Genomic DNA, 25628 nt, shown 5'->3' with positions numbered 1-25628 from the left:
GTGCACAATCGCGAAACGGCCGCGGGGGTAGCGGCTGTCATGACCGGAACAATGAAGGACGGCCGCGCGGCCGGGCCCGACCTCGTCGGGATCGGCATCGGGCCCGCCAATCTCGGACTGTCCGCCCTCATCGATCCCCAACCCGCCCTCACCGCACGGTTCTTCGAACGCCGGAGCCGGTTCGCCTGGCACGACGGGGCGATGCTCCCGTCAGCCGCCCTCCAGGTGCCACCGCTGAAGGACCTGGTCACCCTCGTCGACCCGACGTCCCGCTTCTCCTTCCTCAACTTCCTCGCCGAACAGGGCCGTCTCTACCGGCACTTGATCGCTTCGCGGAGCGGGACCCCGCGCGAGGAGTTCGAGCAGTACTACCGCTGGGCCGCCGACCTGATGCCGCAGCTGACCTTCGGCGCCGAGATCACCGAAGTCCGCGCCGAAGGCGAGGAGTTGACCGTCCACGACGCCACCGGCGGCGTCACCGGGACCCGCAACCTCGTGCTCGGCAGCGGCCGCCGGCCGCACGTCCCGAGCTGTGTCACCGCCCGCGGGGCGCGGGTCCTGCACGCCGCCGAGGTCATGCACCGGTGCCCCGACACCCTCGGCCGACGCGTCGCCGTCATCGGCGGGGGCCAGTCCGGTGCCGAGATCGTGCACTGGCTCCTCGGCGACAAGGACCTGCTGCCCTCCTCCCTCGTGTGGTCCACCCGGCGGGACGGCTTTCTGCCGCTGGACGACTCCGCGTTCAGCAACGAGTGGTACTTCCCCGGCTACGTACGGCACTTCACGCGGCTGTCCGCGCAGCGGCGCGCCGCCCTGCTGCGCACGCAGCGCCTGACGAGCGACGGCGTGTCGGCGGACCTCCTCGACGCGATCCACGCGCAGCTCTACCGTCTCGACGCCCTGCGGCCCGGACACTGCGCCTACCGCCTCAGCCCGGGCCAGGAACTGCTCGCCGTCGACGGCGGGGCCGACGGCGCACCGATCGACGTCGTCACCCGGGACATCGACACCGACAGCGTGCACCGCGAAGTCGTCGACGTCGTCATCCTGGCCACCGGTTACCGCAACCGCGTCCCCGCCTACCTGGAGCCGCTGCGCGAGCTGATCCCGCTCGACGAGGACGGCGCCTTCCGCGTCCGGGAGGACTACTCGATCGAGTTCGACGGCCCGCCCGGCTGCCGGATCTTCGTCCAGGGCGCCGCCGGCCACAGCCACGGCGTGGCCGACGCCAACCTCAGCCTGATGGCCTGGCGCAACGCCGTGATCGCGAACGCCGTCGCCGGCCGCGCCCTCTACCGCACGGACCGGGACAGCAGCACCGTCACCTGGTCCCCCGCGGCGGCCCCGCAAACCACCGCCACCCCGCACACCACCGCCCCGCAGGAGAGGACCGCCCGTGTCTGACGCGCCCACCCACCCCGGCGGCCCCGTGGGCTGCCTGCCGCCGATCCCCGGGCCCGACGGGATCGTGCTGCGCGAGCACGATCTCGCCGGCGTCCCGGCGCCCTTCTCGTCCTCGGTGTTCGTACTGCCGCCCGGCGCCGCCACCGACCCCGACGTCCACGACGTGCTGGAGACCTGGTTCGTCGCGGCCGGCGAGGGACACGTGGAGTACGCCGGAGCCACCCACCCGGTGGCCACCGGCGACTGCTTCCACTTCGCCGGCCGGCGCCCGCACCGCGTGCGCAACACGGGAACCACCACGCTGACCGTCTTCTCCGTGTGGTGGTCGGCGTGAGCACCGTCCTGATCCTGGGCGGGGCCGCCCCCGCCGGCGCCGGGCACGGCCGCGACCTGAGCCTGCGCGCGCTGACGCAGTTCAAGGCCCGCGGCAGCCGCGTCGTCGTCACCGACACCGCCGCCGCCCTCGCCGCCGCCCCCGAGTACGCCGCGCTCGCCGACGAGACGCACGCCCTCGACCACACCGACCCCGCGGCCTGCGTGCGATGGGCGCTCGCCTACCGGGCGCACCACCCCGTGGACGTCGTGACGGGCTTTCGCGAGTACTCCGTCCTCGCGGTCGCGGAGGTGGCCGCCGCCCTCGGGCTGCCGGGCAACCGGCCCGAACTCGTCCGCACCGTGCGCACCAAGGACCTGTGCCGGCGCGCGCTGTCCGACCTCGGCTTCCGCCAGCCCGCCACCGCCCTGTGCTCGACCCCGCAGGACGTCGTGGACTTCCTGGCCCGCCACGGCGGCCCCGTGGTGGTCAAGCCGCGCGACGCGGCGGGGAGCGAGGGCGTCGTCCGGGTGGACGCGCGGGACGGGGCGGACGGCGCGGCCCGGGCCTTCGCGCGGGCACGGGTCGGCGCGGGCCCCGGCGCGGGCCCCGGCCCGGTCCTCGTCGAGGAGTTCGTCACCGGCCCCGAGTACAGCGTGGAGGGCCTCTTCACCGAAGGCATCCCCCACGCGCTGGCCGTCACCCGCAAGATCCTCGCCCCCGGCACCTTCGTCGAGGCCGGGCACGTCACGCCCGTCGAACTCCCCGACGGGCGCCACCGGGACATCGCCCGCGAGGCCGTCCGGGCGCTGGAGGCGCTCGGGCTGAGGTACGGGATCTTCCACGTCGAGTGCTGGCTCACCGCCGAGGGCCCGGTCCTGGGCGAGGTGCACGTGCGGCCGGGAGGGGACTGGCTGCACGCGATGGTCGAGTGGTCCCACCCCGGGCTCGAACTCCTCGGCTGCCTCCACGACGACCTGCTCGGACTGCCGGTGGCACTGCCCAGCCGCCCGGCCCGTGGCGCGGCCGTGCGATTCGTCCTGCCCGAGGCGGGCCTCGTCACCGCCGTGGACGGCTGGGACGCGCTCGCGGCCGACGACCGGCTCATCCACGCCGAGCTGTCGGTGGCGCCCGGGGACGTCGTCGCTCCCCCGCGCTCCTCCGGCGACCGGGCCGGAACCGTCTGTCTGGGGGCCGACAGTGCCCGGGCCGCGGCGGACGGCGTCGAGGCGCTGCTCGCGGGCCTGAAGGTGCACACCGCCCCGCCGTCCCCCGACGCGGACGAAGCCGCCCCGGCCGGGGACGACACCAACGACAAGGACACCCGATGACCAGCGGACCAGCCGCCTCCACCACCATGGCGCAGATCGCCGAGGAATGGGACTCCTACCAGGAGATCCCCGCCATCGACGAGGCCTACGCCGAAGCCCTCGGCGACCAGTTCGCGGGCCAGTTCAGCGGCGCCACCCGGCACTACCTGGAACAACTGGCGGCCCGCCTCGGCTGGAGCACCACCACCCGGGTCCTGGACGCCGGCTGCGGCACCGGCGGCCTGACCGCCGCGCTCGCCGCCCGCACCGGCTGCACGGCCGTGGGCCTGGACGCCAGCCCCGCCGCGGTCCGCGTCGCCCGCACCCGCCTGGCGGGCCGCCCCGAGGCCGACCGCGTGAGTTACGCCGTCGGCGACATGGGAGACCCGGACCTTCCGCCCGCCTCCTTCGACGCCGTGCTCGCGATCGGCTCCGGATACTGGTCCGACCCCGCCACCACCGTCGGACACTGGCGGTCCCTGCTGCGCGGCGACCGGCCCGCGGTGGTCGTCGTGATCAGCCGCATCCTGCGCCCCCAGACCCCGCAGGACATCGAACTGACCCTGCAGGAAGGGCTGTTCGCACCGCACCCGGACTGGGAGACGGCCCTGCGCACGGCCGGCTTCGAGATCGAGGTGCGGGACCTCACCGAGGCGGACGCCCAGTGCGTGGAGCGCCTGTACGCGGCGCTCGCCCGCCGACTGCCCGCACTGCGCAACCAGTTGGGCGACGCGCCCGGCGAACGGTACCTCGCCGAGGTGCGGGTCCTGCGCGACGAGCACCGGGCGGGCCGGATGCGGCGCACGGAGATCGTGGCCGGGCTCGGCGGCGGCCATGACTCCGCCTGACCCCGCGACACCCGGGCGGGCCACCGGCGCGGCGGCGGACCTGGCGGTCGTCGGCGCGGGGATCGTCGGCGCGGCCATCGCCTTCGGCGCGCTCACCGACCGCCCCGGCAGCCGGATCCTCGTGCTCGACCGGGGGGCGGCGAACACGGCGACCCACTGGTCGCTGGGCGTCCTCGCCCCCTGGGCCGCCACGCCCGGCCAGCGGGACCTGCTGGAACGCGGGACGGCCAGGTTCCACCACCCCCGCCTCCTCGCGCTCCTGCGCCCGCACCTGCGCCGGGTGCCCGTCCTCGTCGCCGCCGGTGCCCCCACCCTGGAACGGCTGGCCCGCTCCACGGTGGGGGCCACCATGGGACCCGCCTCCCCCGCGACGGTGCGGGCCGCCCGGGACGCCTGCGGCGAGCTCCTGCTGCGCCCCGGTGACGGCCTCGCGACCGTGCACGGCGGCATCGCGGTCCTCGACACCGCCGCCGCGGCCGCCGCCCTGATCGACGCGGTCGTCGACGCCGGCGGCCACCGACGCACCGGCGCCCGAGTGGCCCGGATCGACACCGCGCGACCCGGCGGGCAGCGGCTGCTGCTGTCCGACGGATCGACCGTCACCGCACGCAGGACCGCGCTGGCGACCGGCCCGTGGCCCGGCCCGACCATCGGGGCCGGGCGGCGGGTCGAGCCGAGCGGAGAAGCGCCGTGGCGCACCAAGCGGATGGCGGCGCTGCGCATCGACCGGGAGCTGCCCGCCGACGCGCCGATGGTGTGCTTCCCCGACGACGACCTGTTCCTCCTGCCCGCCCCGGCCGACAGCGGCGCTACCGCCTCACCGGGCGGGGCGTGGGTGAGCTTCCGCAGCGAGCAGTGGGACGTCGCGCCCGACGGCGGCCCGGACACCTTCGGCCCGGACACCCTCGACGAGGGGCGCCGCGCCCTGGGCCGCCGACTGCCGCAGCTGGTCGCGGCGGCGCGCGCGGGACGGGCGGGCGTCGACGGCTACCCGCCCGACCGCACGCCGCTCACCGACCTGCCGGCCCCGGGCCTCGCTCGGGCCTCGGCCGCGTCCGGCGCCGGCGCCCGCCTGTGCTGGGGCATGGCGGACCGGGTACTCGAACTCCTCGCGCCGTGAACGCCCCCGTGCCCTCCCGCTGTCCCTTTCCGCCCGACCGACGTACGGACCACGCATGACCGATCATCTGATTCTGGCCGCCCTGCCCACCCCCAACGGCGAACTCCACCTCGGACACCTCGGCGGCCCCTTCCTGGCCGCCGACGCGCTCGCCCGCCACCTGCGCGCAGAGGGCCACCGCGTCACCACCGTCTCCGCCACCGACGGCCTGGAGTCCTACGTCCTGGACGCCGCCCGCCGCGAGGGCCGCACGCCCGAGGCCACCGCCCGCGACTACCACGCCCGCATCGAGGCGGCGCTGACCGCGACCGACTGCCGGCCCGACGTCTTCCTCGACGTCCACGACGCGGCGGCGGCAGCGGACCACCGCGGCTGGCACCACGCCCTCGCCGAACGGCTCGCCGAACGCGGCCGGATCGAGATCCGCCGCGAACGCCTCCTGGCCGACGCCGCCACCGGCGAGGAGCTCGTGGCCTGCTGGCTCGCCGGACGCTGCCCCGCGTGCGGCGAGGAGACGGCCGGGTACACCTGCGAGGCGTGCGGCATGTGGTTCCAGCCCGCCGACGTGCGCGAACCCCGTGCCCGCCACCCGCGCGGGCACGTCACCACGACCGGCACCGCCTCGGCGTTCCTGCGCCTGGACGTACCGGCCCTCCTCGACCTGGCGCGCCGACGGCGGGTGCCCGAGGACTACGTGGACCTCCTCCGCCGCTACGTCGAACTCAACGGTCCGCTCTGGCGGCTGACGCACCCGCTCGGCTGGGGCGTCCCCTGGACCACCCCCGCGCCCCTGGCCTCACCGGACCCGCTGGCTCCCCTGGCGCCCCGGCAGGTCCACTCGACGTACGCCCTCGGCACCACCGCGATGTTCCTGCTGGCCGGCCGGGAACACGCCCGGGTACACGGCCTGCCCCACAACCCCCTGCTGACGAACGGGACGCACCGGCCGCACTTCACCCTGTGCTTCGGCCTGGACGGAGCGCTCCCCCTCCTGATGCAACTCGCCGTCCAGGAAGCCACCGGGATGCCGTGCGCCCCGGACGAGTACCGCTTCAACCGGTTCATGACCCTCGACGGGCAGAAGTTCTCCACCGGCCGCGACCACGTCATCAGGGTGCTGGACTACGTGGCGGCCGGGCTGGACACCGACGCGCTCCGCTTCCACCTCGCCCGGCTCAGCCCCGGGGAGAAGCCCACCGACTTCTCCCCGGACGCCTTCGCCGACGACGTCACGCAGACCCTGGCCGGCCGGCTCTCGCGGCTGCTCGACGCCTGCGAAACCACCGCCCCGACCCCGAACGCCCGCGCCGCCACCGCCCCGGTCGCTGTCCGTCACCGCTTCGAGGACACCGCGGCGCGGCACCGCGAGGCGCTGCGCACCGGGGACCTCGCCCTGGCCGCCGCCGCCGTGGACGACTGGCTGGCCTTCGCCCCCGGCGCCGTGGGAACGGCCGGTGCCCCGCGCGTCCTCGCCGTCCTCGCGGCGCTCGCCGCACCCCTGATGCCCCGCTGGGCCGACCTCCTCTGGGAGCGACTGGGGCTGCCCGCCGTCCCGGCACTCGCCGCGGCCGGCCGACTGCTCTCCTCGGACGCGTCCCACCTCTCCGCACCCGCCCCCGGGAAAGTGCCCCGCTTCGCCCCCGTCGCCGCGGCCGAGGTCCGGGCGCTCGTCCGCCGGTCCGGCTGACCGCGCCCCGCACCACCCCCGTCCACCGCTCACCAGACCCGCCCGGAGTACGCATGCCGTCCGTCCTGTTCGTCAACACCCGCAGGTCCCCCCTGGAGGTCAACGCCACCGCCCTCGCGGCCCACCGGCTCGGCCTCGACGTCGTCGTCCTGGCGGACCGTGAACCGCCCTACGCACCCGAACTCGTCGCCGAGACCCGCGTCGTGAACACCTTCGACACCGCCGCCGCACGCGAGGCCGCCCTCGACCTCGCCCGGCGCCACGACCTCCGGGGCGTCCTCACCTGGGGCGACCGCGACGTCGAGTTCGTCGCCGGCCTCACCACCGAACTCGGCCTGCCCGGACTGCCGCCCGCCGCCGCCCGCACCGTACGGAACAAGTTCCTGACCCGCGAGGCCCTCACCGCGGCCGGGCGGCCGGACCTCATGCCGCGTTACGCCCTCGTCCACGACGAGGACTCCCTGCACCGCGCCGCGGCCCACGTCGGCTACCCCGCCGTCCTCAAGCCCACCGGCGCGTCCGGCAGCCGCGGCATCCACCGCGTCCACGGGCCGGACGACCTCGGCACCGAGTACGGGCTGCTGCGGGACTTCACCCGCCCGGAGCGCGACCCGATCTTCCGCGCCAGGCCCGGCGAACTCATCTACGAGGAGCTCCTCGGGGGAACGGAGCACAGCGTCGAAGGGCTCGTCGTCGGCGACGAGATCCGGATCGTCGGCATCACCGACAAGTGGGTCGCGGATCCCTATTCCGTCGAGTACCTGCAGATCCACCCGACCGACCTCGACCGGGGACGGCAGCACACCATCGAGGACCTCACCACGCGGACCGTGCGCGCCACCGGCATGCGCGACTGCGCCTTCCACCTGGAATGCCGACTGCTGCCCGACGGCACCGCCCGGCTCCTGGAGATCGCGGGCCGGATCGGCGGCGGCTACATCACCTCCCACCTGATCCCCCTCGCCACCGGAATCGACTTCTACGCCGCCGCGATCGCCGTCGCCACCGGCAACCCGCCGGACCTGGAGCGGCGCAGCAACCTCCACGCGGGCTCCCGCCAGCTCATCAGCCCCCGGGCCGGCACCTTCGCCGGCTTCGCCGGGCTCAACGCCGTCCTCGAACTGCCCGGGGTCGAACACGTGGCCCTGGACCAGGCCGTCGGCACCCGGGTGGCGCTGCCGCCCGAGGACTACATGAGCTGCGTCCTCGGCTCCGTCATCGCCCGCCGGGCCGGGCACGCCGCCGTGCACGAGGTCCTCCAGCGGGCGGCGCAGGCCGCTTCCCCTGCCTTCGCCTTCCCCGAGCAGGGCGAGGGGCAGACGGTGCTCGCCGCCCATGCCCGCTGACACCGCAGCCGACGTGGCCGCCGCGTCCCCGCCCGGGGACGCGGCGGCCGGGGCCGCCCTGCTCGCCCAGTGGACACTGTCCTGCTGCGCCGTCTGGGCCCTGCTCACCGTGCTGCCGCTGCACCTCACCCAGCGGCACCACAGCGCCGGCACGGTGGCGGCCCTGGTCACGGAGGCGGTCGTCGGCCTGCGCCTCATGCGGATCGTGGCGGGGCCCGCCCTGGGCAGACTCCGCCCGCGCACCGCGATCTCCGCCGCGCTGGTCCTCGGCGCCCTCGCGTTCGGCGCGCTCGCCGCGACCGACGGCAGCGCCGTCGTCCTGGCGGCCGTGCTCCCGGTGCTGGGGCTGGGGTTCGGCATGAACGCCATGGCGCTGAAGCTCGTCGCCGCCGCCGCGCCGGAGCGGCGCCGGGCAAGGGGTTTCGCCTCCCAGGCCGTGGCCGTCAACCTCGGCATGGCGCTGGGCCCGCTGGGCGGCGTCGCCCTCCAACAGCGTTACGGCACAGCCGTCTTCTGCGCCGCCGCGGCCTGCGTGCACGCGGTGGCACTCGGGCTCGTCCTCCTGGCACGCCCGGCCGGGGAAGCCGCGGCGCCGGCCGCCGGCACCCCGCGGGCGCCGTGGAAGACCCTCCTGCGGGAGCCGGGCCTCAGGATCCCGCTCGCCCTGACCGCCCTCGGTTTCGTGCTGTACACCCAGCTCTTCGCCACACTCCCGCTGTACGCGAAGGAGGTCCTCGGCACGGGGGGATCGCTGGGGACCGTGTTCCTCGTCAACGGCGTCCTGATCATCGCCCTGCAGTTGCCGCTGACCCTGCTCGCCGGCCGTCTGGGAGCGGGGCCGATGAGCCTGTGCGCCCTCGGTTTCGGATGCTTCGCGGCGGCCTTCGCCTGCCTCGGCGCGGGACGGACCGTGGGATGGCTGTTCGCCGGCGTCGTCCTGGTCACCTTCGCCGAGATGCTGCTGATGCCCGCCCTCGACGTGCTCGTCGGTTCGGCCGGCCCCGCACAGCGCCATGCCGCCTACTTCTCCCTCGCCGCCCTCGCGACCGGGCTCGGCGAAGCGGTCGGCAGCTTCAGCGGCGTGCGCGCGGCCACCGCGGAGGGGCTCGGCACCGCGCGCCTGTACACCGCCCTCGCCGTGGTCACCGCGGCCCTGCTCGCGGCGACCACGGCCGTCCGCCTCCTGCGGAGGGTCCGCGGCTGACGCGCGGGCGTGGCAGGTGGCAGGTGACACGCGGCAGGTGGCGCGCGAACCCGGCCGTCCCGAGGTGGGCGGGGCGGTCGGGGGCCGTCGCCGGGCGGCGGGTTCCCGCTGACGGGTGGGCAGAGGTCTGCACCATTCGTTGACGCCCGCACAGGAAAGCGCTTACCGTCACACCGTCCGGCGCGGTGCGGCGCCGCCCGGGTGCTGCCGCGCCGACCCCCCACGGCGCTCCGGCAGCCGTGCGCCGCAGGTCGCACCCGGCAAGGAGCCCCCTTGATCCCCGAGCCGCACTCCCCCGCACACCTCCCGCTCTCCCGTCGCCGACTGCTCCAGGCCTCCGCCGTCGGCCTGGCCGCCGCGGGCACCTGGTCCGCCCTCGGTGTACCGACGGCCCACGCCGCCGACGCGTACGACACGCTGCGCCTGCGCTGGCAGGCGATGCTGACCGGCACCGGCTTCGATCCGGCCGCCCAGCCGTTCGCCACCGCGCTCGCCGCCCTCGGCGAACGCGCCCGCGCCCAGCAGGCGGCGATGGCACCGACCACCGGCTCCCTCTGGCCGGACCTGCCGCTCGGCACGGTCTCCGCCAACATCACCTCCAGTTACCTGCGGCTGCGCACCATGGCGCTGGCCTGGGCCCGGCCCGGCACCGGTTCGACCGCGGACGCGGCGCTCGCCACCGCCGTCACCACCGGCCTCGACCACCTGCACGCGATCGCCTACACCCCCACCGCGAGCAACTACAACAACTGGTGGGACTGGCAGATCGGCACACCGCAGGCGCTGCTCGACATCTGCGTGCTGGTCCAGCCGCTGCTCGGCGCCACCCGGATCGCCAACTACTGCGCGGCCGTGGACCGCTCGGTCCCCGACTCGAAGGTCGCCGCCTACACCGGCACCTCCACCGGCGCGAACCGGGTCGACCTCTGCCGCGTCCTGGCGCTGCGCGGGGTGATCGGCAGGAGCTCCGCCAAGCTGGCCCTGGCCTCCACCGCGCTCTCCCCCGTCTTCCCGTACGTGCTGACCGGCGACGGCCTCCACCCGGACGGCTCGTTCGTGCAGCACACCTGGGTGCCGTACACCGGCTCCTACGGCGAGGTGCTGCTCGGCGGGCTGAGCAAGCTGTTCGGGCTGCTCGCGGGCTCGGCCTGGGCGGTGACCGACCCGCAGCGGCAGACCGTGTTCGACGCGGTGGACTCCGCGTTCGCCCCGTTCCTCTACAACGGCCTGGTGATGGACTCGGTGAGCGGCCGGGCGCAGAGCCGGGGTCTGCAGAGCGGCGACGCGCTGCAGCTGCAGCAGGACGACCACGGTCGCGGGCACACGATCATCGGGCACATCCTGCGGCTCGCCGACTCGGGCGCGGCGCCGGCCGCGCAGTCGGCGGCCTGGCGGGCGTCGGTCAAGGGCTGGATCGCCCGCGATCTCTACCGCCCGTACCTCACCGACCCCGCCGTCGACATCCCCGAACTCGCCCGCGCCCAGGCACTGATGAACGACTCCGGCACCGGACCGGCCCCCGAGCCGGCCGGCGCCCGGGTGTTCGCGATGGACCGGGCGGTCGTCCGCCGCACCGGCTGGGCGGCCTCGCTGGCGATGTGCTCGGCCCGCAGCACCTTCTACGAGACCGGCAACGGCGAGAACCTGCGCGGCTGGCACACCAACAACGGCCTGCTCGCGTGGTGGGGTTCGACGTTCGGCAACGGCCAGTACTCGGACGCCTTCTGGCCGACCGTGAACCCGTACCGACTGCCGGGCACCACCGTCTCCACCAAGCCGCTGGCGGACGCGGCGGGCGGCGCCTGGGGCACGGCCCGCCCGGACAACACCTGGGCGGGCGGCGCCTGCGACGGCACCTACGCCGCCGTCGGGCAGGCCGTGCGCGGCCTCTCCTCGACCCTGAGCGGCGTCAAGTCCTGGTTCCTGCTGGACGATTCGGTCGTCTGCCTGGGTGCGGGGATCCGCTGCGCGGACGGCGTGCCGGTGGAGACCGTGGTCGACAACCGCAACCTCGGCGCGACCGGTCAGCACACCCTCACCGTGGACGGCACGGCCCAGCCGACCACCCTCGGCTGGTCGCGGCGCTTCACCGGGGCCCGCTGGGCCGCCGTCTCCGGATTCGGCGCGTACCTCTTCCCCGGCGGCGCGACGGTCGACGCGCTGCGCGAGGCCCGTACCGGCAGCTGGCACGACATCAACGGCGGCGGCACCACGGAGGCGCTGACCCGCCGCTATCTGACGCTCTGGTTCGACCACGGCACCGATCCGTCCGCCGCCGGTTACTCCTACCTGCTGATGCCGGGCGCGGACGCCGCGGCGGCGGAGGCCCGCTCGGCCGCGCCGACCGTCACCGTGCTGGCCAACTCCGCCGGTGTGCAGGCGGTCTCCGACAGTGCCTCCGGCGTCACCGCCGCCAACTTCTTCGCCGCCGGCACCGCCGGTCCGATCACCGTCTCCGCGCCGGCCTCCGTCCTGGTCCGCGAGTCGGGCGGCACCATGACCGTCGCGGTGGCGGACCCGGGGCGGACCGCCTCCACCGTCCAGGTGACCGTCGCCCGGCCGGGCTACCGGACGGCCGATCCGGCCCCGGGCGTCACCGTCCTGGCCACCGGCGGCTCGGTCACCCTGCTGGTCGAACTGGGCGGCACCCGGGGTGCCAGCCGTACCGTGACGCTGCGCACCACCGGCACCGCGCCAGCGCCGGCCACCGCGGCCCGGCTGGAGCCCACCCAGGACGCCTACGTCCGGGACGGCTCGTACGGCGACACCAACTACGGGACGGCGACCACGCTGACCGTGAAGAACACCGACTCGACCGGCAGCGGATTCGACCGGCGGGCGCTGCTCGCCTTCGACACCTCGGGGGTGAGCGGGACGGTCCGCCGGGCGGTGCTCTGGGTGCGCGGGGCGGTGGCCGACGCCGGCGGCACCCAGACCTCGCTCCAGGCCTTCGCCACCGCCTCGGACAGCTGGACGGAGACCGCGGTGACCTGGAACCGCTCCCCCGCCCCGACCACGGCGCTCGGCACCGGCCAGGTCTCCACCGCCGCCGACTGGGTCGGCCTGGACGTCACCGCCGCCGTCGCCCTCGGCGGCGCGGTGACCCTCGCGGTCTGGCAGCCGCTCGGCGCGGTCGGGCTCGCGGTCAACCTGAACAGCCGGGAGAACGCCGCCTTCAGGCCCCACTTGGAGCTGATCACCTCCTGAGGACCCGGAGGGCCCGCGGCCGCGTCGGCAGCGCGCGTCGAAGACCCGTCCGGGCGGGGAACGCCGTTCCGCGCGCTCGGCCGGGTCCTCGACGCCGTCCGCCCATCCGTCTGTCCGATGACCTGTCGATGAACAACTCCCGCCCCTACACTGCGAATCCGACCGGTCGTCGACGAGGACGGCGGACCGGTGAGACCGATCGAGGGGCGGGCCGGATGAGCGACGGGCAACTGAGAGTTCCGCACGAGTACCGGGTGGCGACGAACCGGGTCGGGGGACTCGCGTTCACCATCCTGCTGCTGTCCTTCGGGGCGATGCTGCCGATCTGGAAGGACAAGGAGTTCGCGCCGTCCACCAAGGCGATCGGCTCGCTGCTGGTGATCGGCTTCTGCCTGCTGGTGGTCGTCGGCGTCTTCCGGGCCGGCACGCTGGTCACCGCCGAGGGGATCACCGTCCGCGGGATCGTGCGCCGCCGCCGGCTGCGCTGGGCCGAGATCGCGCGGTTCGGCAAGGCCCCCAACCCGAACGCGCACGCCAAGGGCGCACCGGCGTTCCTCACCTACGCGTTCCGTCCCGACGGCCGCAAGGTCCACCTTCCCTACGTCGACGACAAGCACGTCCTGGTGGACCGTGAGGTGGAGCGGCTGAACGCGCTGCTGGCCGAGCGCCGCGGCGACGGCGGCTGAACAGGGGCCGGCCCCCCCGGGGCGTGGTCGGACCAGGCCGGGTGACAGGCGGGGGATGTCGTTCTCCGGGGCGTTCTCCGGGGCGTTCTCGGGGGCGAGGGCCGCAGCCCGGAGGCGGACGCCGGCCCGGGGCGCCGCCGGCCCCGGGCGCCTGCCTGTCACAAACCCGTCGGCTGCGGGCTCATCGCACGCTCGTACAGCTTCTCCCGCGCCCGCTTGAGCAGTTCGGCGGCCTTCTTCCGCGACGCCTCCTCCGCCTTGTCGAGCGCACCCGGGTAGTCGGCGGACATGCCCGAGCCCGCACCGTAGTCGACCTCGACCGTCAGACGCAGATTCCCGTCGCAGAAGGCCGACGTGAACCTCAGCTGGTCGACCGGCCCGGGAATGCTGTCGGTGAGCGGGTGCCGGACCGACACCTGGTACCCCTCCTGGCCCAGCCCACCGCCGTCGGTCCTCTCGAACTTCCGGCTCTCGGTCGGCTTGGGCCCGCCGATCGGCGACCTGGCGCTCTCCGCCGAGACCTCCAGCCAGTGGCAGCCGCGGGCCGCCTCGAAGACCGTCGCATCGATGCTCACCCGCCAGTCCTCCGTCGCCGGACCGCCGTCGTAGCTGCAACCGAGCGTCTTGGACGGATCGCTCGCGATCCCGTCGGTCGTGACCGGTATCGAGTCCCTCAACTCCCCCGGCAGACCGGGATCCCCCACCACCGCGCAGAGGTCACCGACCGTGCGGTACCAGCCGACCTGCTTCGCCTTGCTGTCACTGCTGCTGTCACTACTGCTGCCACCGCCCCCGCAGCCGGCGAGGAGAACGAGGCCGGCGGCCGCCAGGGCAGCCGTGCCGGTACGGGAGGTTCGCTTTCGACTTGTCACAGCGTCAGGCTAGAGCCCGTGGCGCCCCAGGCGTCGCGGATCGAGGGAACCCGGGTGGCACTGCCGTCGGGGACCGGCGCCGACCCGTCGACACCCTCGCCCGGCCGAACGGCAAGCCGTCGACCGAGCCGGCGCCCGGGACGGACCGGCCATCGCCCGCCTACTGCTCGCGCAGGAATTCCCGCACGTCCGCGGCCAGCACCGTCATCCCTTCACCGGCGTCGATGACGGTCGTCACGGTGCAGCTCCAGTCGCCGGGGAAGAACCCGGACCGCAGGGTCCAGCCCAGATACACATGGCCACCGGAGCCGAACGTCGCCGTCACGACCAGGTGATTGTTGACCCAGACCCGCTCGCCCTCCCAGCCACGGAAGTCGCGCGCAAGGCCGTCGAAGAACCCGCCCATGTCGTCCCAGACGGTCACCGTCACGTCCTCGAGCCGTGCCCGCACACCGTCGTCGACGGCCTCCACACAGAACGCGACCTCGTACTCCGCCCGGGACAGGTCGAACAGCCGGACCGAGGCCGCCCCCGCCCCCCGAACGACGAGCTCGACCTGTTCCGGATCCCTCTCGATCAGACTCACCCGACGAAGGATACGGACACCCCGCCCCGACACCGCCGTCGTTCCCGGGCAGCACAGAGCATTCGTCCGACCAGCGCTCGCGGCCGGTCGCACGACCTGGCGCTCCGCTCCCCGCGTCCCCCGTCGCCGGTGGTACGTGGTTGATACACGATCGCGTGCTTGCGGAAGTCGGGTGACGACCGGCTCGAAGCAGGCGTCCCGGAGGCTGTGGACACACCCCGGGTCGCGGTCCGTGCACCGGGGCTTCTTGTTCCTCTGCTTCGGGAGGCAGTTGCCGTGTCCGCCGTGACGAACTACGAGAACGACGATCCCCGTACCGTGCCGGGCCGGCGCCCGGTCCCGCGCCGCAGGGTGATGTGGCTGCTGGCCGCGGTGCTGGTCGCTGGCGCCGGCGGTGGTGTGGCGGCGAACCTGCCCGAGGGGGCCGCGGTCGGCGGCGCCGGGAAAGGAGGCGTCCGGGTCGAGGGAACGCCGACTCTGCCGGCTCCTGCGCCCGTCGTCGATCTCGCTCTGCCGTGGCCGGAGGAGGGGCAGTCGGCCGTCGCCGTGACGAAGGTCGGCGTCCTGGGGGTGAACGGGCCGCAGCAGCCGGTGCCGATCGCGAGCGTCACCAAGGTGATGACGGCGTACGTCGTTCTGCGGGACCACCCGCTCCGGGACGGCGAGGACGGCCCGACGATCACGGTGGACGCGCAGGCGGCGGCCGAGGCGGCGTCGACGAGCGAGTCGACGGCTCCCGTGGTCGCGGGCCAGCGGCTGACCCAGCGCAAGCTGCTGGAGGTGATGCTGCTCCCGTCCGCGAACAACGTGGCCCGGCTGCTGGCCCGTTGGGACGCGGGGAGCGAGGAGGCGTTCGTGAAGCGGATGAACACGGAGGCGGCCCGGCTGGGGATGCTCGCGACGACCTACACCGGGGCCAGCGGGATCGAACCCACGACCGTCTCCACGGCCGCCGACCAGCTGGTGCTGGCCCGCGAGGCGATGAAGGACCCGGCGCTGCGTGCCACCGTGGCCCTGCGCAGCACCACCCTGCCGGGCCGCGAGGCGCCGTTGCGCAACACCAACACGCTGCTCGACCGTCCCGGGGTGGTGGGGCTGAAGACCGGTTCCAGCACACCGGCGGGCGGCAACCTGATGTGGGCCCTGGAGGTTCCGGAGGACGGGCCCGGGACGGGACAGCGGCTCGTGCTCGGCGTGGTGCTGGGCCAGCGCGCCGGTACGACGCCCACCGAGGGCATGAGGGCGGCGTTGGAGAACAGCGGGCGGCTCGTCGACGCGTTGCGGAACAGGCTGCCGCAGGTCCTGACGACCCTCGACGTCGGTCGCCGGGAGTGGGCGTGACCGCGGCCCCGGGCGCGGTCACGCCGCCCCCTGTCCAGCCCGCTGTCCAGCCCGCTGCCCAGCCTCCTGTACCGCCCCCGGCCCCGCACCGTCCGACCCACCGCGGCGCGGGGCGGCGAGGCGCAGGACGGCGCGGGCGGTATGGGCCGCGCGGCTGGCCGGTCGCCGCGGCCGCGCTGCTCTGTACCGCTCCGATGGTCCTGAGCTCCCACCTGCCGAACGTCGTCGGCAACCTCGGCAGCCTCTGCCAGACGGTGCTGCCGTGGTCGGGGCTGGGCGTCCTCCTGCTGCTGTGCTGCGCGGCGGCGCGCCGTTCGGTCCTGGCGACGGTCGCCGTGCTGGTCCCCGCCCTGGTGTGGACCGTCCTGTTCGGGCCCGCTCTCCTCGACAAGAGGTCCGGCGGCGGGGACTTCACGGTGGTGAGCCACAACGTGAACGAGCAGAACGCCGATCCGGCCCGCACGGCCCGCGCGCTGGCGGCCTCGGGCGCCGACGTCCTGGCGGTGGAGGAGCTGGCGAGCCGGGCGCAGGAGACCTTCCGCCGCGAACTGGCGGCCGCCTACCCCTACTCCCAGGTGCTGGGAGGTGTCGGGGTGTGGAGCAAATTCCCCTTGGAGGAGGTGGAACCGGTAGAGATCATGCCCTGGACCAGGGCGCTGCGCGCCACGGTCCGGACGCCGAAGGGACCGGTGGCGCTCTACGCGGCGCACCTCGCCTCCGTCCGCGTGCAACCGACCACCGGCTTCGCCACGGCCCGCCGCAACGAGGCGGCGGCCAGGCTGGCCGAGGCCGTCCGGGCGGAGCGGCTCGCACGGGTCGTGGTCCTGGGGGACTTCAACGGTTCGGTCGACGACTCCGCGCTGCGCGGGCTGACGGGGTCGCTGCGGTCGGCGCAGCGGGAGGCCGGCGACGGCTTCGGCTTCACCTGGCCCGCCGCGTTCCCGGTGGTCCGGATCGACCAGATCCTGGTGTCCGGCGTCACGCCGCGTGCGGCGTGGACCCTGCCCGCCACCGGCAGCGACCACCTACCGGTCGCGGCGTCCCTGCGGCTCTGACCGGTCCGCGCGACCGTCCGGCAGCCCCGAAGCGCCGCCTTTCGGCCCCGTGTGCCGGAACGCGACGGTTGTCACCCCAACACGGTGACTGGAACCCGGTCACGGCCACGGGTCCGTTCCGCTGGCGCTCTCGGTGCTCCGCAGTGCATCTTTCGGTGATGAGTGAACCATTGTTGACCGAGCACGATGACCGTTGGATCATGAACCTCCGCGGCCAGGACGTCACCAGGATCAGCATCGACCACCGACTGACCCTCCTGCTCGACTCGGATGCCCGCATCGCTCTGGGATGCCCCTTCGAACTCAGCCAAGGCTCCAAGCGAACCGCCGAGTCGGTCGTCCTCGACCCGGGGAGGCAGAACGTGGCAGCCGCACTCGGGCTGTTCGGAGCGACGGTCGTGTCCGCGGTGGCCTTCAAGACGGGCTCGATGCGGCTGGTCTTCGACAACGGCTGCCACCTCAACTGCCGTGCGCACCCGGACTACGAGGCCTGGGAAGTACTCGGCCCCGAAGGCTGGCGGATCGTCTCAGGACCGGGCGGGGGGCTCGCGGTCTGGCCCGGCCACGCAGGCGACAGAAAAGCTGAGCATTGACCGTGGGTGACAACCACCCCGCTCCGGCACACCCCGCTCCGGCACACCCCGCTCCGGCACACCCCGACCCCGGACGGCCGCAGCCCCGCCGCCCGTACGGTTACGATCGATCACCCGCGGGCCCGGACGAGTGCGGCTCTCCGGGCGAACACCTCGCGAACACATCGGAGACTCCTTGACCGCCATTCGTGTGCCCGACCCGGTCGGCGTGCTGCTCGTCGAGGACGACGCGGTCATCCGCCGCTCGGTGCAGCTGGCCCTGGAACGGTACGGCTACGAGGTCGATGTCACCGGGGACGGGCTCGACGGCCTGGAGGCGTTCCGGGCCGGGGCGCACGACGTGCTGATCCTGGACGTGATGCTCCCGGGGCTCGACGGCATCAGCCTGTGCCGACGGATCCGCGAGGAGAGCCTGACCCCCGTCCTGATGATGTCCGCCCGGGGCGACGCGCTCGACGTCGTGGCCGGACTGGAGGCCGGTGCCGACGACTACGTGGTCAAGCCGGTGGACATCCCCGTCCTCGTCGCCCGCATCCGCTCCCTGCTGCGCCGCGCCACCTTCCACCGGGCCCCCACCCCGGAACCCGCGCAGGACGACCGGGATCCGGACGCGCCGACCACCGCGCCGACCGCCCCCGCCGGACCGGCCTCGCCCGTGGACCCCCCGACGGCCCCCGCCTCTCCCGATCTCCTCGTCTTCGGCAACCTCACCGTCGACCTGCGCGGCCTGGAGGTGCGCCTGGACGGGCGGCCGGTCCCGCTGACGCCCACCGAACTGCGTCTGCTGCTGGCCTTCGCCGAGAACCCCGGCGCGGTCCTGGACCGCCGCCGGCTGCTGCGCGACGTCTGGGACTACGGCTGGGAGGGCGACACCCGGGTCGTCGACCTGTGCGTGGTGCGGCTGCGCAAGAAGATCGGGGCGGGCCGGATCGAGACCGTCCGGGGCTTCGGCTACAAGCTCGTGCGGGGCTGAGCGGATGGCCACCCGACTGTTCGACCCGCGTTCCCTGCGCTGGAAGGTCGCGGCCCTGGTCGCGCTCGCCTGCTGCGCGGTCGCCGCCGTGATCGGGGTGCTCGTCCACCGGGCGGCGGACCGGAGCAGTGAGCGGGCCGGGCGCGAACTGGCGGCCGCGCAGTTGGCCGCGGCGGAGAAGGAGTACTCGCTCACGGGCAACCGCCCGGCCTTCGCGGACCTGCGGACCGCGGCCGATCTGCCGGCACCGTTGGCGAAGTCGGTCGCCGACCTGCGGACGCCCGAGGCGTACGCGCTCTGGTACGACGTCAAGGCGCCCAACTGGTACTGGCTCTGGGCGGCGGCCCCGGTCGGCGACGACCAGGTGATCGTCGTACGGACCGACATGAGCGCGCAGGTGCGCAGTCTCCAACTGCTGGACCGCAGCATGGTCAAGGCGGCACTCGCCGCGCTGCTGGTCGTCGTGCCCGTGGCCGCTCTGGTGGCGGAGCGGACGAACCGGCGGCTGAGCCGCGGTTCCCGTACCGCCCGCCGGATCGCGGACGGGGACCTCGACGCCCGGATCGGCACGCGGGGGCGGGCCCGCGACGAGATCACCGAGATCTCGGTGGCGGTGGACGCGATGGCGGGCGCGCTGCAGGCGCGGCTGGCCGCGGAGAAACGCTTCACCGCCGACGTCGCCCACGAGCTGCGCACTCCCCTGATGGGCCTGGTCACGGCGGCGGGCCTGCTCCCGGAGGACGACGAGGCGGCGGACCTGGTCCGCACGCAGGTGCTCACGCTGCGGGTCCTGGTCGAGGACCTGCTGGAGGTCTCGCGCCTGGACGCCGGTGCCGAGCGGGCCCGGGTCGACGAGGTACCGCTCGGCGAACTCGTCGCCCACGCGGCAGCGCAGGCCGGACAGGCCGAACAGACCGGACAGGCCGAGCAGACCGGCGGCGGCACCCGGCTGCGGCTGGAGGCTCCCGCCGTCGTCCCGACCGACCCGCGCCGGGTGGAACGCATCGTCACCAACCTGGTGGCCAACGCCCACCGGCACGGCGCGCCGCCCGTCGAGGTCACCGTCACCGGCGCCCGGATCACGGTGCGCGACCACGGCCCCGGCTTCCCGGACGACCTCCTCGCCGACGGGCCGCAGCGCTTCCGCACCGGCGCCGCCGAACGCGGCCGGGGCCACGGACTGGGCCTCACCATCGCCGTCGGCCACGCCGCGGTGCTCGGCGCCGCGCTGACCTTCACGAACGCCCCGGACGGCGGCGCCCTCGCCACCCTCGACCTCGCCCGTCCACCCGCCCCGACCGACCACCGGGACACCTGAACCCAGGAAGCGGCAAAGTGGCCGCTGGCGATATCACCTGGATCAACCGGAAGAATACAAGTGAAGCTCTTCATTCGGGCCATCATCATCGGCGAGATCGATGAGGAGCAGGTGCCTCAAATCACGGCTGATGCTCTGGACACCTTCAACCACAATCCGTTCGTTGTCTTTGCCGATGACTGGGAGATCGAGATCGGCACGACGTCCGACCTCAAGGGTGATGCCTCCTGGCAGCCGGGCATCGAGCGTTCGACGTACTACCTGGACTGTTTCCCCGCGGGTGATCAGCAATGGCAGGAAATCCACTCCGCGCTGGAAAAACTCCGCCATGGCTTCGAAGCGGCCGGTACCCGGCTCGCCTGGCAACTCGTCGACAACCTCGCCGAGCAACCGTAGGTGAAGAGCGAGAGGCGGTACCACTGGCCGGTGGTACCGCCTCCTGTGCTCTCAAGCAGGTCATTTCCGTCCCGTTCTTCCGTCCGGTGCACCCGGCCTCCGTGCCGGGCGACACCGAGCGGACGCCACAGGAGCAGACGATGCTGCCCGGGGCGTCCCGGGACGTCACCGTCCGAACCCCGAACCGCGGCGCGCCCCGTCGCTGCCCGGTCGCTACGGCGCTACGGGCCTTCGGGTCTTCGCGCCTACGGGCCTACGGGCCTACGGCAGTACCGGCCGGCAGCAGCTGCCGGCCCGGTGCCGACGGAGCGCCGCGGCGAGCGGGTCGGGATCGATCGCCGGTGTGCGTCCGAAGTCCGGGTCGCGGCTGGTGGGCAGCGCCGCCAGGGCCGCGCGGACCCCGGCGCACAGGCCGTGGGTGGGCCGGAACCCCTCGAAGGCGGACAGCACCGCCGAGCGGGCGTCCCGGCGCCCGGCCAGTCGGCGGGCCTGGTCGCGCCAGTGTCCGGCCTCCTGCTGGTCGCCGCGGCCGGCGGCGAGGCAGGCGAGGGCGTGGGCAGCCGGGAGACAGTCGGCCCCTGCAGCCAACTGCCACCACATCCGTGGCCCGTCCGCCAGTGTCCGGCGCAGGCTCGCGCCGTCCTCGTCGTCGCCTTCGTGCACGGCCAGGTGGCACAGGGCGCCGAGGACGAGCGCCCCGTGCGGATCGATCGCCGGGGTGTCCGCGAGCGTCGCGATCCACTCCGGCGCCCGGGCGTCCTCCACCACGAGGTGGCACAGGGCCAGCAGCTCGAAGCGGCCGCGGTCCAGGCGGACCGCCACCGAAGGCGCCAGGGGCTCCGCGGTGCGGGCCGCCAGGCGCGCGGCGATCCTGGCCGGCGCCCGGTCGAGCCAGTCGGAGCCCCGGCCCCTGGTCACGGGCTCCGGAAGGCGCACTTCCGCGAGCGGCAGCCAGGCCGGACCGCCGGGGTCCGAGGCTCCGCGGGTGGTGTCGGACTGCGCCCCGGTGGCGTTCTGGATGTCGATCATTGCTCCTCCGCCTTCTCGGCGCTCTGTTCGTCCAGACCCAGGGCCGAGGCGAGCCGGCGGCGGGCGTCGCGGCGCAGGCTGTACACCCCGCTCCTGGTGATCCCCATGACCCGCGCGGCGGTCACGATCGGGTAGCCGAGCACGTAGGTCAGCACGACCACGTCGTGCTGGCGCTCCTGCAGTTCGCCGATGGCCGCGAACAGGCCGATCCCGCTCTCCAGCGCCTGGAACGCCTCCCGGGCGTCGGCCATCGCGAAGGCGAACGCGGCGCAGGTGAAGGCGGAGGGCCGGGCGAGGAGCCGCAGCGTGTCGTCGATCGTCGCCCGCAGCACGCCCCAGCAGAACTCGTCCACGTTCTCCTGCTGGAGCACCGTGTTCCAGTGGGCGGCGAGGTCCGCGAACACGTCGTCGACCAGCGCGTCGGCGGCGTCGGCGTCGCCGAGGTGCAGGTGCGCGTACTCCCAGTACGCCTCGCCGTGCATCACCAGCAGGGCGACCAGGTCGTTCGGCAGGGAGGTGTCCGCCGCGAGGCCGCGGACCTCGGCCTCGCGGGCCTGGTCAGGAGGGTCCTGGTGGACCTGGGGACTCGGGGCGTCGTCGTGCGCGTCCGCGCGGCCACCGCCGTCGATGCCGACCATGTGGCTTCCGTCCTCCCGCCTCGGGGTGCGCACCGACCGTCGGTCCGGACCGCGAGGCCTGCTCGGGACCAGACAATCGATCGGGCACCCAGGATCTGCGGGCCGGACCGACGTTGAACGGACTTGTCCGAAGAGCACGCGTCCTGACCGTTCCGATCCGCATTCGCCAGATCATTCGATCACCGTGCGGTCAAGCCCGGTCACAGTCGTCCACACCCACGACGTGCCCCGACGAGCGCGGCGGGCTTCGGCCGAGGCCGGCCCCGGCCCGCTGCCGCACGGCCGCCGGGCGACAGCCGTCGGGCTGCGGGGCTGCCGTTGTCAGGCCGCGGGGCCGCAGCCGTCACCCTCACCCTCACCCGGGTGGCCCCCGGCGGGTCGGTACTGTGGCTGGACAACCCGTTGAGAGGCTCCCTCCCCCATGGCCAAGAACGCCGCCGAACCACGTCCCGCAGCCCGCAGGCCCCTGCTGCAGCTGACCGGCGTCAGCCGCTCGTACGGCGAGCGGGAGGTGCTGCACCCCGTGAGCCTGTCGCTGGCCGCCGGAGAGTGCGTGGCGCTGCTCGGACACAACGGGTCGGGCAAGTCGACCCTGCTCAGGGTCGCGGCCGGACGCGACGCCCCCAGCAAGGGCACCGTGGTCTTCGACGGCATCCCGATGGACGAGAACGACCCCCGGGTCCGGGCCCGGGTCGCGGTGGTCGGCGACACCGTCGCGTGCTACCCCGACCTCACCGTCCGCGAGCACCTGCTGCTGGTCGCGGTCGCCCACGGGGTCGCCGACGCGCCCGACTGGGTCTCCCAGGTACTGGAGGGCCGGATGCTCACGGAGAGGGCCGACGCACTGCCCTCGGCCCTCTCCTCCGGACAGATGCAGGCGCTGCTGCTGGCCTGCGCGCTGGTGCGCCCGCGCGACCTGCTGCTGCTGGACGAGCCCGAGCAGCGACTCGACCCGGACGCCCGCCGGCACCTCGCCGACCTGCTGAAGGCCGAGCTGGCCGACGGCGTCGCGGTGCTGCTGGTCACCCACCACACCGACCTGGCCATGGACGTGGCCGACCGGGTGGTGGTGCTGGAGGACGGCAAGATCCTCAAGCAGGGCGCCACCCGCAAGGTACTGGCGGCGGACTTCGCGGCCCGGACCGCCGCGGGCTCGGCGGGTGCCCGGTGACCGCCACCCCTCACCCGAAGACCGACCCCGCCGCCGAAGCCCGACCGGGCGACGAACGGGCGGACGACGACCTCACGGACGACGACCCGACGGGCCGCGGTTCGACCGACGACGGGTCGACCGACAACGGGTCGACCGACAACGACCGGACGGGCGACGACTCGACCGGCGACGGCTGGAGCGACGACGACCGGACCGGCGACGACTGGACGGAGGACGACGACTGGACCGACGAGACCCTCGCCCTGCTCCGCACCCTGCGCGCCCCCCACCGGCGCAACCGCGCCAAGTCGGTCGGCTTCGCCGTCTACTGCGTGATCCTCATCCTGATCATCTGGGGCGGCGTACCCAGCCTCGGCCTGTTCCTGCAGGCCTCCATGGGCGCCGACTACACCGGCCACGGCGGCGACCTGCTCGCCGCGATGCCCGCCGGCATCACCGCGATCGGGCTGGTCACCTTCCTTCTGCTGGTCCGGGACGGCCTGTGGCGCGGCCCGGTGGTGCCGCCCCGGGCGGCGACCGACTGGCTGCTGATCCACCCCGTCCGACCCCGCCCGGTGCTCCGGCCGTGGTTCTGGCTGTCCTGCGCCGTGGCCGCGTTCCCCGGCCTGGTGGCGGCGGTCGGCGGCATGGTCGCCCTCGGGCTCACCGTCCGGGTCGGCCTGCCCGCCGCGCTCGGCTGGTGCCTGCTCGGCGGCCTCTGCGTGCCGCTCCTGGCCACCTGCGCCGCCCTGCTGGTCGAGCGCAGCGACCGCGCCGCCCGCTGGGTGCGCCGGCTCACTCCGTATCTGACGCTGCTGATCATCGCGCTGGCGGCGCAGAGCGCACTGGCCGTCGCCGGTCACCCGGTGCGCTGGCTGGAGCTGGTCGAAATGTGGTCGGGGCCGTGGGGCTGGGCCGCGATCGCCGCGCTGGCGCCGACCTCGGCCGCCGTGACGGGCGGCTGGGTCGCCGCCGCACTGCTGCTGGTGTCGACCGGTGCCGCCCTGGTGCTCGCCGACCGGGCCGCCCCGACGGTCCCGCTGGCCCGGCTGCGGGAGCGCGCCAGGACCGCCGCCGGGGTGCTGGCCGCGCTCCGGACGGTCGAGCTGCGCAGCGCGCGGCTCGCGGTGAACAGCGCCAACGGCAGCGCCCGGCAGCGCCGGCTCCGGCTGCCCGCGCCCCGACGGGCCTGGCTGGTGGTGCCGTGGCGGGACACCCTCGCCCTGCTCCGCTCCCCCGCCCGGCTGGGTCGCGCGACGGTGCTGGTGGTGCCCGCGCTGCTCTGCGCCGTGCTCGCGCACGGCGCCACCGGCGGGCTGTCCTGGCTGGCCACCGCCGTCGCGCTCACGTTCGGCTACCTCGCCGTCGCGCAGCTGCTGGAGCCGGCCCGGATCGAGACGGACGACGTCCGGCGGGCCTCCTGGTCGCCGTATCCGTTCGCCGCCCTGATGCTGCGCCACGCCATCGTTCCGACGCTGGCCGGGGTCCTGCTGGGGCTGGCCTGCACCGGAGCGCTGCTGGCAACGGGCACGGGCCCGGCCGCGTGGCTCGCGCCGGCCGCCGCGCCGGCGCTGGTCGCGGCGGGGCTGGTGAACGCGTGCCGCGGGGTGCTGCGCAAGGACCTGATGTTCTCGCCGTCCCAGGGCGCCGGCGGCGGGACGGGCCCGCTGCTGTTCGCCGCCTGGTACGCGGCCGGGCCTGCCGTGGGCGTGGCGGCGCTGACGCCGATGTTCTCCTCGGCACTGCGCGGCGGGGCGGCCGGGCCGGTCGGCAAGGCCGCGCTGATGGCGGTGATGGTCACGGTGCTGCTGCTGCTCTGGGCGCAGGCCAGGGCGGCGAAGATGAGCAGGGTCCGCCCCGGGGCGAGCACTCCCTAGGGACCGTCCGTCCTGCGCGGCTCGGCGGGCCGATCGCGGAGCCTGCCGACAAGCGGGCCGGGCCCTGCGTGGGCACCGGGCCTGCCGGGGTGCCGGATCCTGCCGGGGTGCCGGATCCTGCGGGGACGGCGTTCCCGTCGGTCCCGGCCGACGGAGGTGCGACGCCGCGGCGTACGCTGGCAGTCGGGTCCCCCACGTCGACGAGCGTGGGGGACTCGGCCGTCTCTGCACGGCCGGTCGGCGAAAAGGTTGGTATGCGGGGCCGGTGGAACCGGGTAACGTTCTTGTCGTGTTCTTCCAGACGCCGATTTACGAGTGAGAGCGTGACGGGCCCCTGCTGACATCCTTCGATGTCGCCGCCCGCCTCCCACCGATGAATCCGTAGATCGCTTCACATTATTGACCGGAGACCCGTGACCGTGAGCAAGAACATCAACAACCCCGTGGGCATGGGCGGCGGCCAGCGCAAGAGGCTGTCCCGCGCCGAGCGGCAGAACAACGGTCCGCACCGCAACCTCGACCGTCAGGGTGCCGCCGACCAGAAGGCGGAGCTGGTGCGCAAGATGCGCGAGAAGGCGGGCGTGGCCGAAGCCCCCGAGCAGGCGGACGACGACACCGCACAGAGCTGACACACCGCCACCCCGCAGGGAGGCACGCAGCAGGGCCCGGACC

23 protein-coding genes are annotated in these 25628 nt (G+C 74.4%); 19 read left to right on the top strand and 4 right to left on the bottom strand.

From position 1 onward, the window contains the following. Nucleotides 1-39: 39 nt before the first annotated feature. From ACW14Y_RS40105 to ACW14Y_RS40060, 10 genes are all read left to right on the top strand, one after another. On the top strand, nucleotides 40-1404 hold the full coding sequence (locus ACW14Y_RS40105; RefSeq protein ID WP_456985301.1) for a lysine N(6)-hydroxylase/L-ornithine N(5)-oxygenase family protein: 1365 nt from the start codon (nucleotides 40-42) through the stop codon (nucleotides 1402-1404). Then, nucleotides 1397-1738, top strand: coding sequence for a cupin domain-containing protein (locus tag ACW14Y_RS40100; protein ID WP_456985300.1), 342 nt, complete (start codon nucleotides 1397-1399; stop codon nucleotides 1736-1738). The genes ACW14Y_RS40105 and ACW14Y_RS40100 overlap by 8 nt, the downstream gene beginning before the upstream one ends. Beyond that, nucleotides 1735-3048 carry an ATP-grasp domain-containing protein gene (locus ACW14Y_RS40095; protein WP_456985299.1) on the top strand — a complete coding sequence of 438 codons (1314 nt, stop codon included), beginning with the start codon at nucleotides 1735-1737 and terminating at the stop codon, nucleotides 3046-3048. Before ACW14Y_RS40100 ends, ACW14Y_RS40095 begins: the two co-directional genes overlap by 4 nt. Further along, complete coding sequence (locus ACW14Y_RS40090) at nucleotides 3045-3875, top strand: class I SAM-dependent methyltransferase (RefSeq protein ID WP_456985298.1); 831 nt, start codon at nucleotides 3045-3047, stop codon at nucleotides 3873-3875. Before ACW14Y_RS40095 ends, ACW14Y_RS40090 begins: the two co-directional genes overlap by 4 nt. After that, nucleotides 3862-4995 carry an FAD-dependent oxidoreductase gene (locus ACW14Y_RS40085; protein ID WP_456985297.1) on the top strand — a complete coding sequence of 378 codons (1134 nt, stop codon included), beginning with the start codon at nucleotides 3862-3864 and terminating at the stop codon, nucleotides 4993-4995. The genes ACW14Y_RS40090 and ACW14Y_RS40085 overlap by 14 nt, the downstream gene beginning before the upstream one ends. A 55-nt stretch (nucleotides 4996-5050) precedes the next feature. Continuing rightward, entirely contained in the window at nucleotides 5051-6682 is a 1632-nt protein-coding gene (locus tag ACW14Y_RS40080) for a class I tRNA ligase family protein (protein WP_456985296.1), read from the top strand. Nucleotides 6683-6735: 53 nt separating this feature from the next. Further along, on the top strand, nucleotides 6736-8028 hold the full coding sequence (locus ACW14Y_RS40075; RefSeq protein ID WP_380306775.1) for an ATP-grasp domain-containing protein: 1293 nt from the start codon (nucleotides 6736-6738) through the stop codon (nucleotides 8026-8028). Continuing rightward, complete coding sequence (locus ACW14Y_RS40070; protein WP_456985295.1) at nucleotides 8018-9232, top strand: MFS transporter; 1215 nt, start codon at nucleotides 8018-8020, stop codon at nucleotides 9230-9232. The genes ACW14Y_RS40075 and ACW14Y_RS40070 overlap by 11 nt, the downstream gene beginning before the upstream one ends. Before the next feature lie 273 nt (nucleotides 9233-9505). After that, on the top strand, nucleotides 9506-12439 hold the full coding sequence (locus ACW14Y_RS40065; protein WP_456985294.1) for a polysaccharide lyase family 8 super-sandwich domain-containing protein: 2934 nt from the start codon (nucleotides 9506-9508) through the stop codon (nucleotides 12437-12439). Between the two features lie 215 nt (nucleotides 12440-12654). Continuing rightward, nucleotides 12655-13125, top strand: a complete 471-nt coding sequence (locus tag ACW14Y_RS40060) for a PH domain-containing protein (RefSeq protein WP_456985293.1) — start codon at nucleotides 12655-12657, stop codon at nucleotides 13123-13125. A 158-nt stretch (nucleotides 13126-13283) separates the two neighbouring features. On the opposite strand, the gene ACW14Y_RS40055 is transcribed toward ACW14Y_RS40060, so the two are convergent. Continuing rightward, entirely contained in the window at nucleotides 13284-13997 is a 714-nt protein-coding gene (locus ACW14Y_RS40055; RefSeq protein ID WP_380393666.1) for a hypothetical protein, read from the bottom strand. A 160-nt stretch (nucleotides 13998-14157) separates the two neighbouring features. After that, nucleotides 14158-14583 carry a DUF6228 family protein gene (locus tag ACW14Y_RS40050; protein ID WP_456985292.1) on the bottom strand — a complete coding sequence of 142 codons (426 nt, stop codon included), beginning with the start codon at nucleotides 14581-14583 and terminating at the stop codon, nucleotides 14158-14160. 354 nt (nucleotides 14584-14937) lie between these two features. Here ACW14Y_RS40050 and ACW14Y_RS40045 point away from each other — a divergent pair, with 354 nt between their 5' ends. The 6 genes from ACW14Y_RS40045 (at nucleotide 14938) to ACW14Y_RS40020 (ending at nucleotide 20259) form a co-directional block, all read left to right on the top strand. Beyond that, nucleotides 14938-15924: a D-alanyl-D-alanine carboxypeptidase family protein gene (locus ACW14Y_RS40045; RefSeq protein ID WP_380306793.1), complete on the top strand. Its 987-nt coding sequence runs from the start codon at nucleotides 14938-14940 to the stop codon at nucleotides 15922-15924. Between the two features lie 194 nt (nucleotides 15925-16118). Beyond that, the gene (locus ACW14Y_RS40040; RefSeq protein WP_456985291.1) at nucleotides 16119-16979 is read left to right on the top strand and encodes an endonuclease/exonuclease/phosphatase family protein; all 861 of its coding nucleotides are present in this window, start codon (nucleotides 16119-16121) and stop codon (nucleotides 16977-16979) included. A gap of 158 nt (nucleotides 16980-17137) precedes the next feature. Further along, a complete protein-coding gene (locus ACW14Y_RS40035) occupies nucleotides 17138-17572 on the top strand; it encodes a DUF6188 family protein (RefSeq protein WP_380306761.1) in 435 nt (144 codons plus the stop codon). Between the two features lie 175 nt (nucleotides 17573-17747). After that, nucleotides 17748-18545 (top strand): response regulator transcription factor, encoded by a 798-nt coding sequence (locus tag ACW14Y_RS40030; protein ID WP_456985290.1) that lies wholly within the window; start codon nucleotides 17748-17750, stop codon nucleotides 18543-18545. A gap of 4 nt (nucleotides 18546-18549) precedes the next feature. Beyond that, entirely contained in the window at nucleotides 18550-19863 is a 1314-nt protein-coding gene (locus ACW14Y_RS40025; protein ID WP_456985289.1) for a sensor histidine kinase, read from the top strand. Nucleotides 19864-19923: 60 nt separating this feature from the next. Next, complete coding sequence (locus tag ACW14Y_RS40020; protein ID WP_456985288.1) at nucleotides 19924-20259, top strand: hypothetical protein; 336 nt, start codon at nucleotides 19924-19926, stop codon at nucleotides 20257-20259. 261 nt (nucleotides 20260-20520) lie between these two features. Here ACW14Y_RS40020 and ACW14Y_RS40015 read toward each other — a convergent pair whose 3' ends face one another. Together ACW14Y_RS40015 and ACW14Y_RS40010 are read right to left on the bottom strand one after the other, a co-directional pair. Further along, on the bottom strand, nucleotides 20521-21288 hold the full coding sequence (locus ACW14Y_RS40015; RefSeq protein WP_380306755.1) for a hypothetical protein: 768 nt from the start codon (nucleotides 21286-21288) through the stop codon (nucleotides 20521-20523). After that, a complete protein-coding gene (locus tag ACW14Y_RS40010) occupies nucleotides 21285-21926 on the bottom strand; it encodes a sigma factor-like helix-turn-helix DNA-binding protein (RefSeq protein ID WP_380393687.1) in 642 nt (213 codons plus the stop codon). The genes ACW14Y_RS40015 and ACW14Y_RS40010 overlap by 4 nt, the downstream gene beginning before the upstream one ends. 421 nt (nucleotides 21927-22347) lie before the next feature. Here ACW14Y_RS40010 and ACW14Y_RS40005 point away from each other — a divergent pair, with 421 nt between their 5' ends. From ACW14Y_RS40005 to ACW14Y_RS39995, 3 genes are all read left to right on the top strand, one after another. Further along, nucleotides 22348-23097, top strand: coding sequence for an ABC transporter ATP-binding protein (locus ACW14Y_RS40005; RefSeq protein ID WP_380393689.1), 750 nt, complete (start codon nucleotides 22348-22350; stop codon nucleotides 23095-23097). Beyond that, on the top strand, nucleotides 23094-24956 hold the full coding sequence (locus tag ACW14Y_RS40000) for a hypothetical protein (RefSeq protein WP_456985287.1): 1863 nt from the start codon (nucleotides 23094-23096) through the stop codon (nucleotides 24954-24956). Before ACW14Y_RS40005 ends, ACW14Y_RS40000 begins: the two co-directional genes overlap by 4 nt. Before the next feature lie 413 nt (nucleotides 24957-25369). Continuing rightward, a complete protein-coding gene (locus ACW14Y_RS39995; protein ID WP_380306747.1) occupies nucleotides 25370-25585 on the top strand; it encodes a DUF6243 family protein in 216 nt (71 codons plus the stop codon). Nucleotides 25586-25628 lie beyond the last annotated feature (43 nt).

The sequence above is a fragment of the Kitasatospora sp. cg17-2 genome (genome assembly GCF_054031055.1).
Note: the sequence above shows the minus strand (reverse complement) of the source record. Positions and strands in the feature narration are given on the sequence as shown.

What these genes read in the sequence shown, in the direction of transcription:
- ACW14Y_RS40090 (WP_456985298.1), top strand. Translation starts at nt 3,045, where the DNA reads ATGACCAGCGGACCAGCCGCCTCCACCACCATGGCGCAGATCGCCGAG.
- ACW14Y_RS40035 (WP_380306761.1), top strand. Translation starts at nt 17,138, where the DNA reads ATGAGTGAACCATTGTTGACCGAGCACGATGACCGTTGGATCATGAAC.
- ACW14Y_RS40085 (WP_456985297.1), top strand. Translation starts at nt 3,862, where the DNA reads ATGACTCCGCCTGACCCCGCGACACCCGGGCGGGCCACCGGCGCGGCG.
- ACW14Y_RS40005 (WP_380393689.1), top strand. Translation starts at nt 22,348, where the DNA reads ATGGCCAAGAACGCCGCCGAACCACGTCCCGCAGCCCGCAGGCCCCTG.
- ACW14Y_RS40040 (WP_456985291.1), top strand. Translation starts at nt 16,119, where the DNA reads ATGGTCCTGAGCTCCCACCTGCCGAACGTCGTCGGCAACCTCGGCAGC.
- ACW14Y_RS40070 (WP_456985295.1), top strand. Translation starts at nt 8,018, where the DNA reads ATGCCCGCTGACACCGCAGCCGACGTGGCCGCCGCGTCCCCGCCCGGG.
- ACW14Y_RS40015 (WP_380306755.1), bottom strand. Translation starts at nt 21,288, where the DNA reads ATGATCGACATCCAGAACGCCACCGGGGCGCAGTCCGACACCACCCGC.
- ACW14Y_RS40045 (WP_380306793.1), top strand. Translation starts at nt 14,938, where the DNA reads ATGTGGCTGCTGGCCGCGGTGCTGGTCGCTGGCGCCGGCGGTGGTGTG.
- ACW14Y_RS40060 (WP_456985293.1), top strand. Translation starts at nt 12,655, where the DNA reads ATGAGCGACGGGCAACTGAGAGTTCCGCACGAGTACCGGGTGGCGACG.
- ACW14Y_RS40105 (WP_456985301.1), top strand. Translation starts at nt 40, where the DNA reads ATGACCGGAACAATGAAGGACGGCCGCGCGGCCGGGCCCGACCTCGTC.
- ACW14Y_RS40025 (WP_456985289.1), top strand. Translation starts at nt 18,550, where the DNA reads ATGGCCACCCGACTGTTCGACCCGCGTTCCCTGCGCTGGAAGGTCGCG.
- ACW14Y_RS40080 (WP_456985296.1), top strand. Translation starts at nt 5,051, where the DNA reads ATGACCGATCATCTGATTCTGGCCGCCCTGCCCACCCCCAACGGCGAA.
- ACW14Y_RS40075 (WP_380306775.1), top strand. Translation starts at nt 6,736, where the DNA reads ATGCCGTCCGTCCTGTTCGTCAACACCCGCAGGTCCCCCCTGGAGGTC.
- ACW14Y_RS40010 (WP_380393687.1), bottom strand. Translation starts at nt 21,926, where the DNA reads ATGGTCGGCATCGACGGCGGTGGCCGCGCGGACGCGCACGACGACGCC.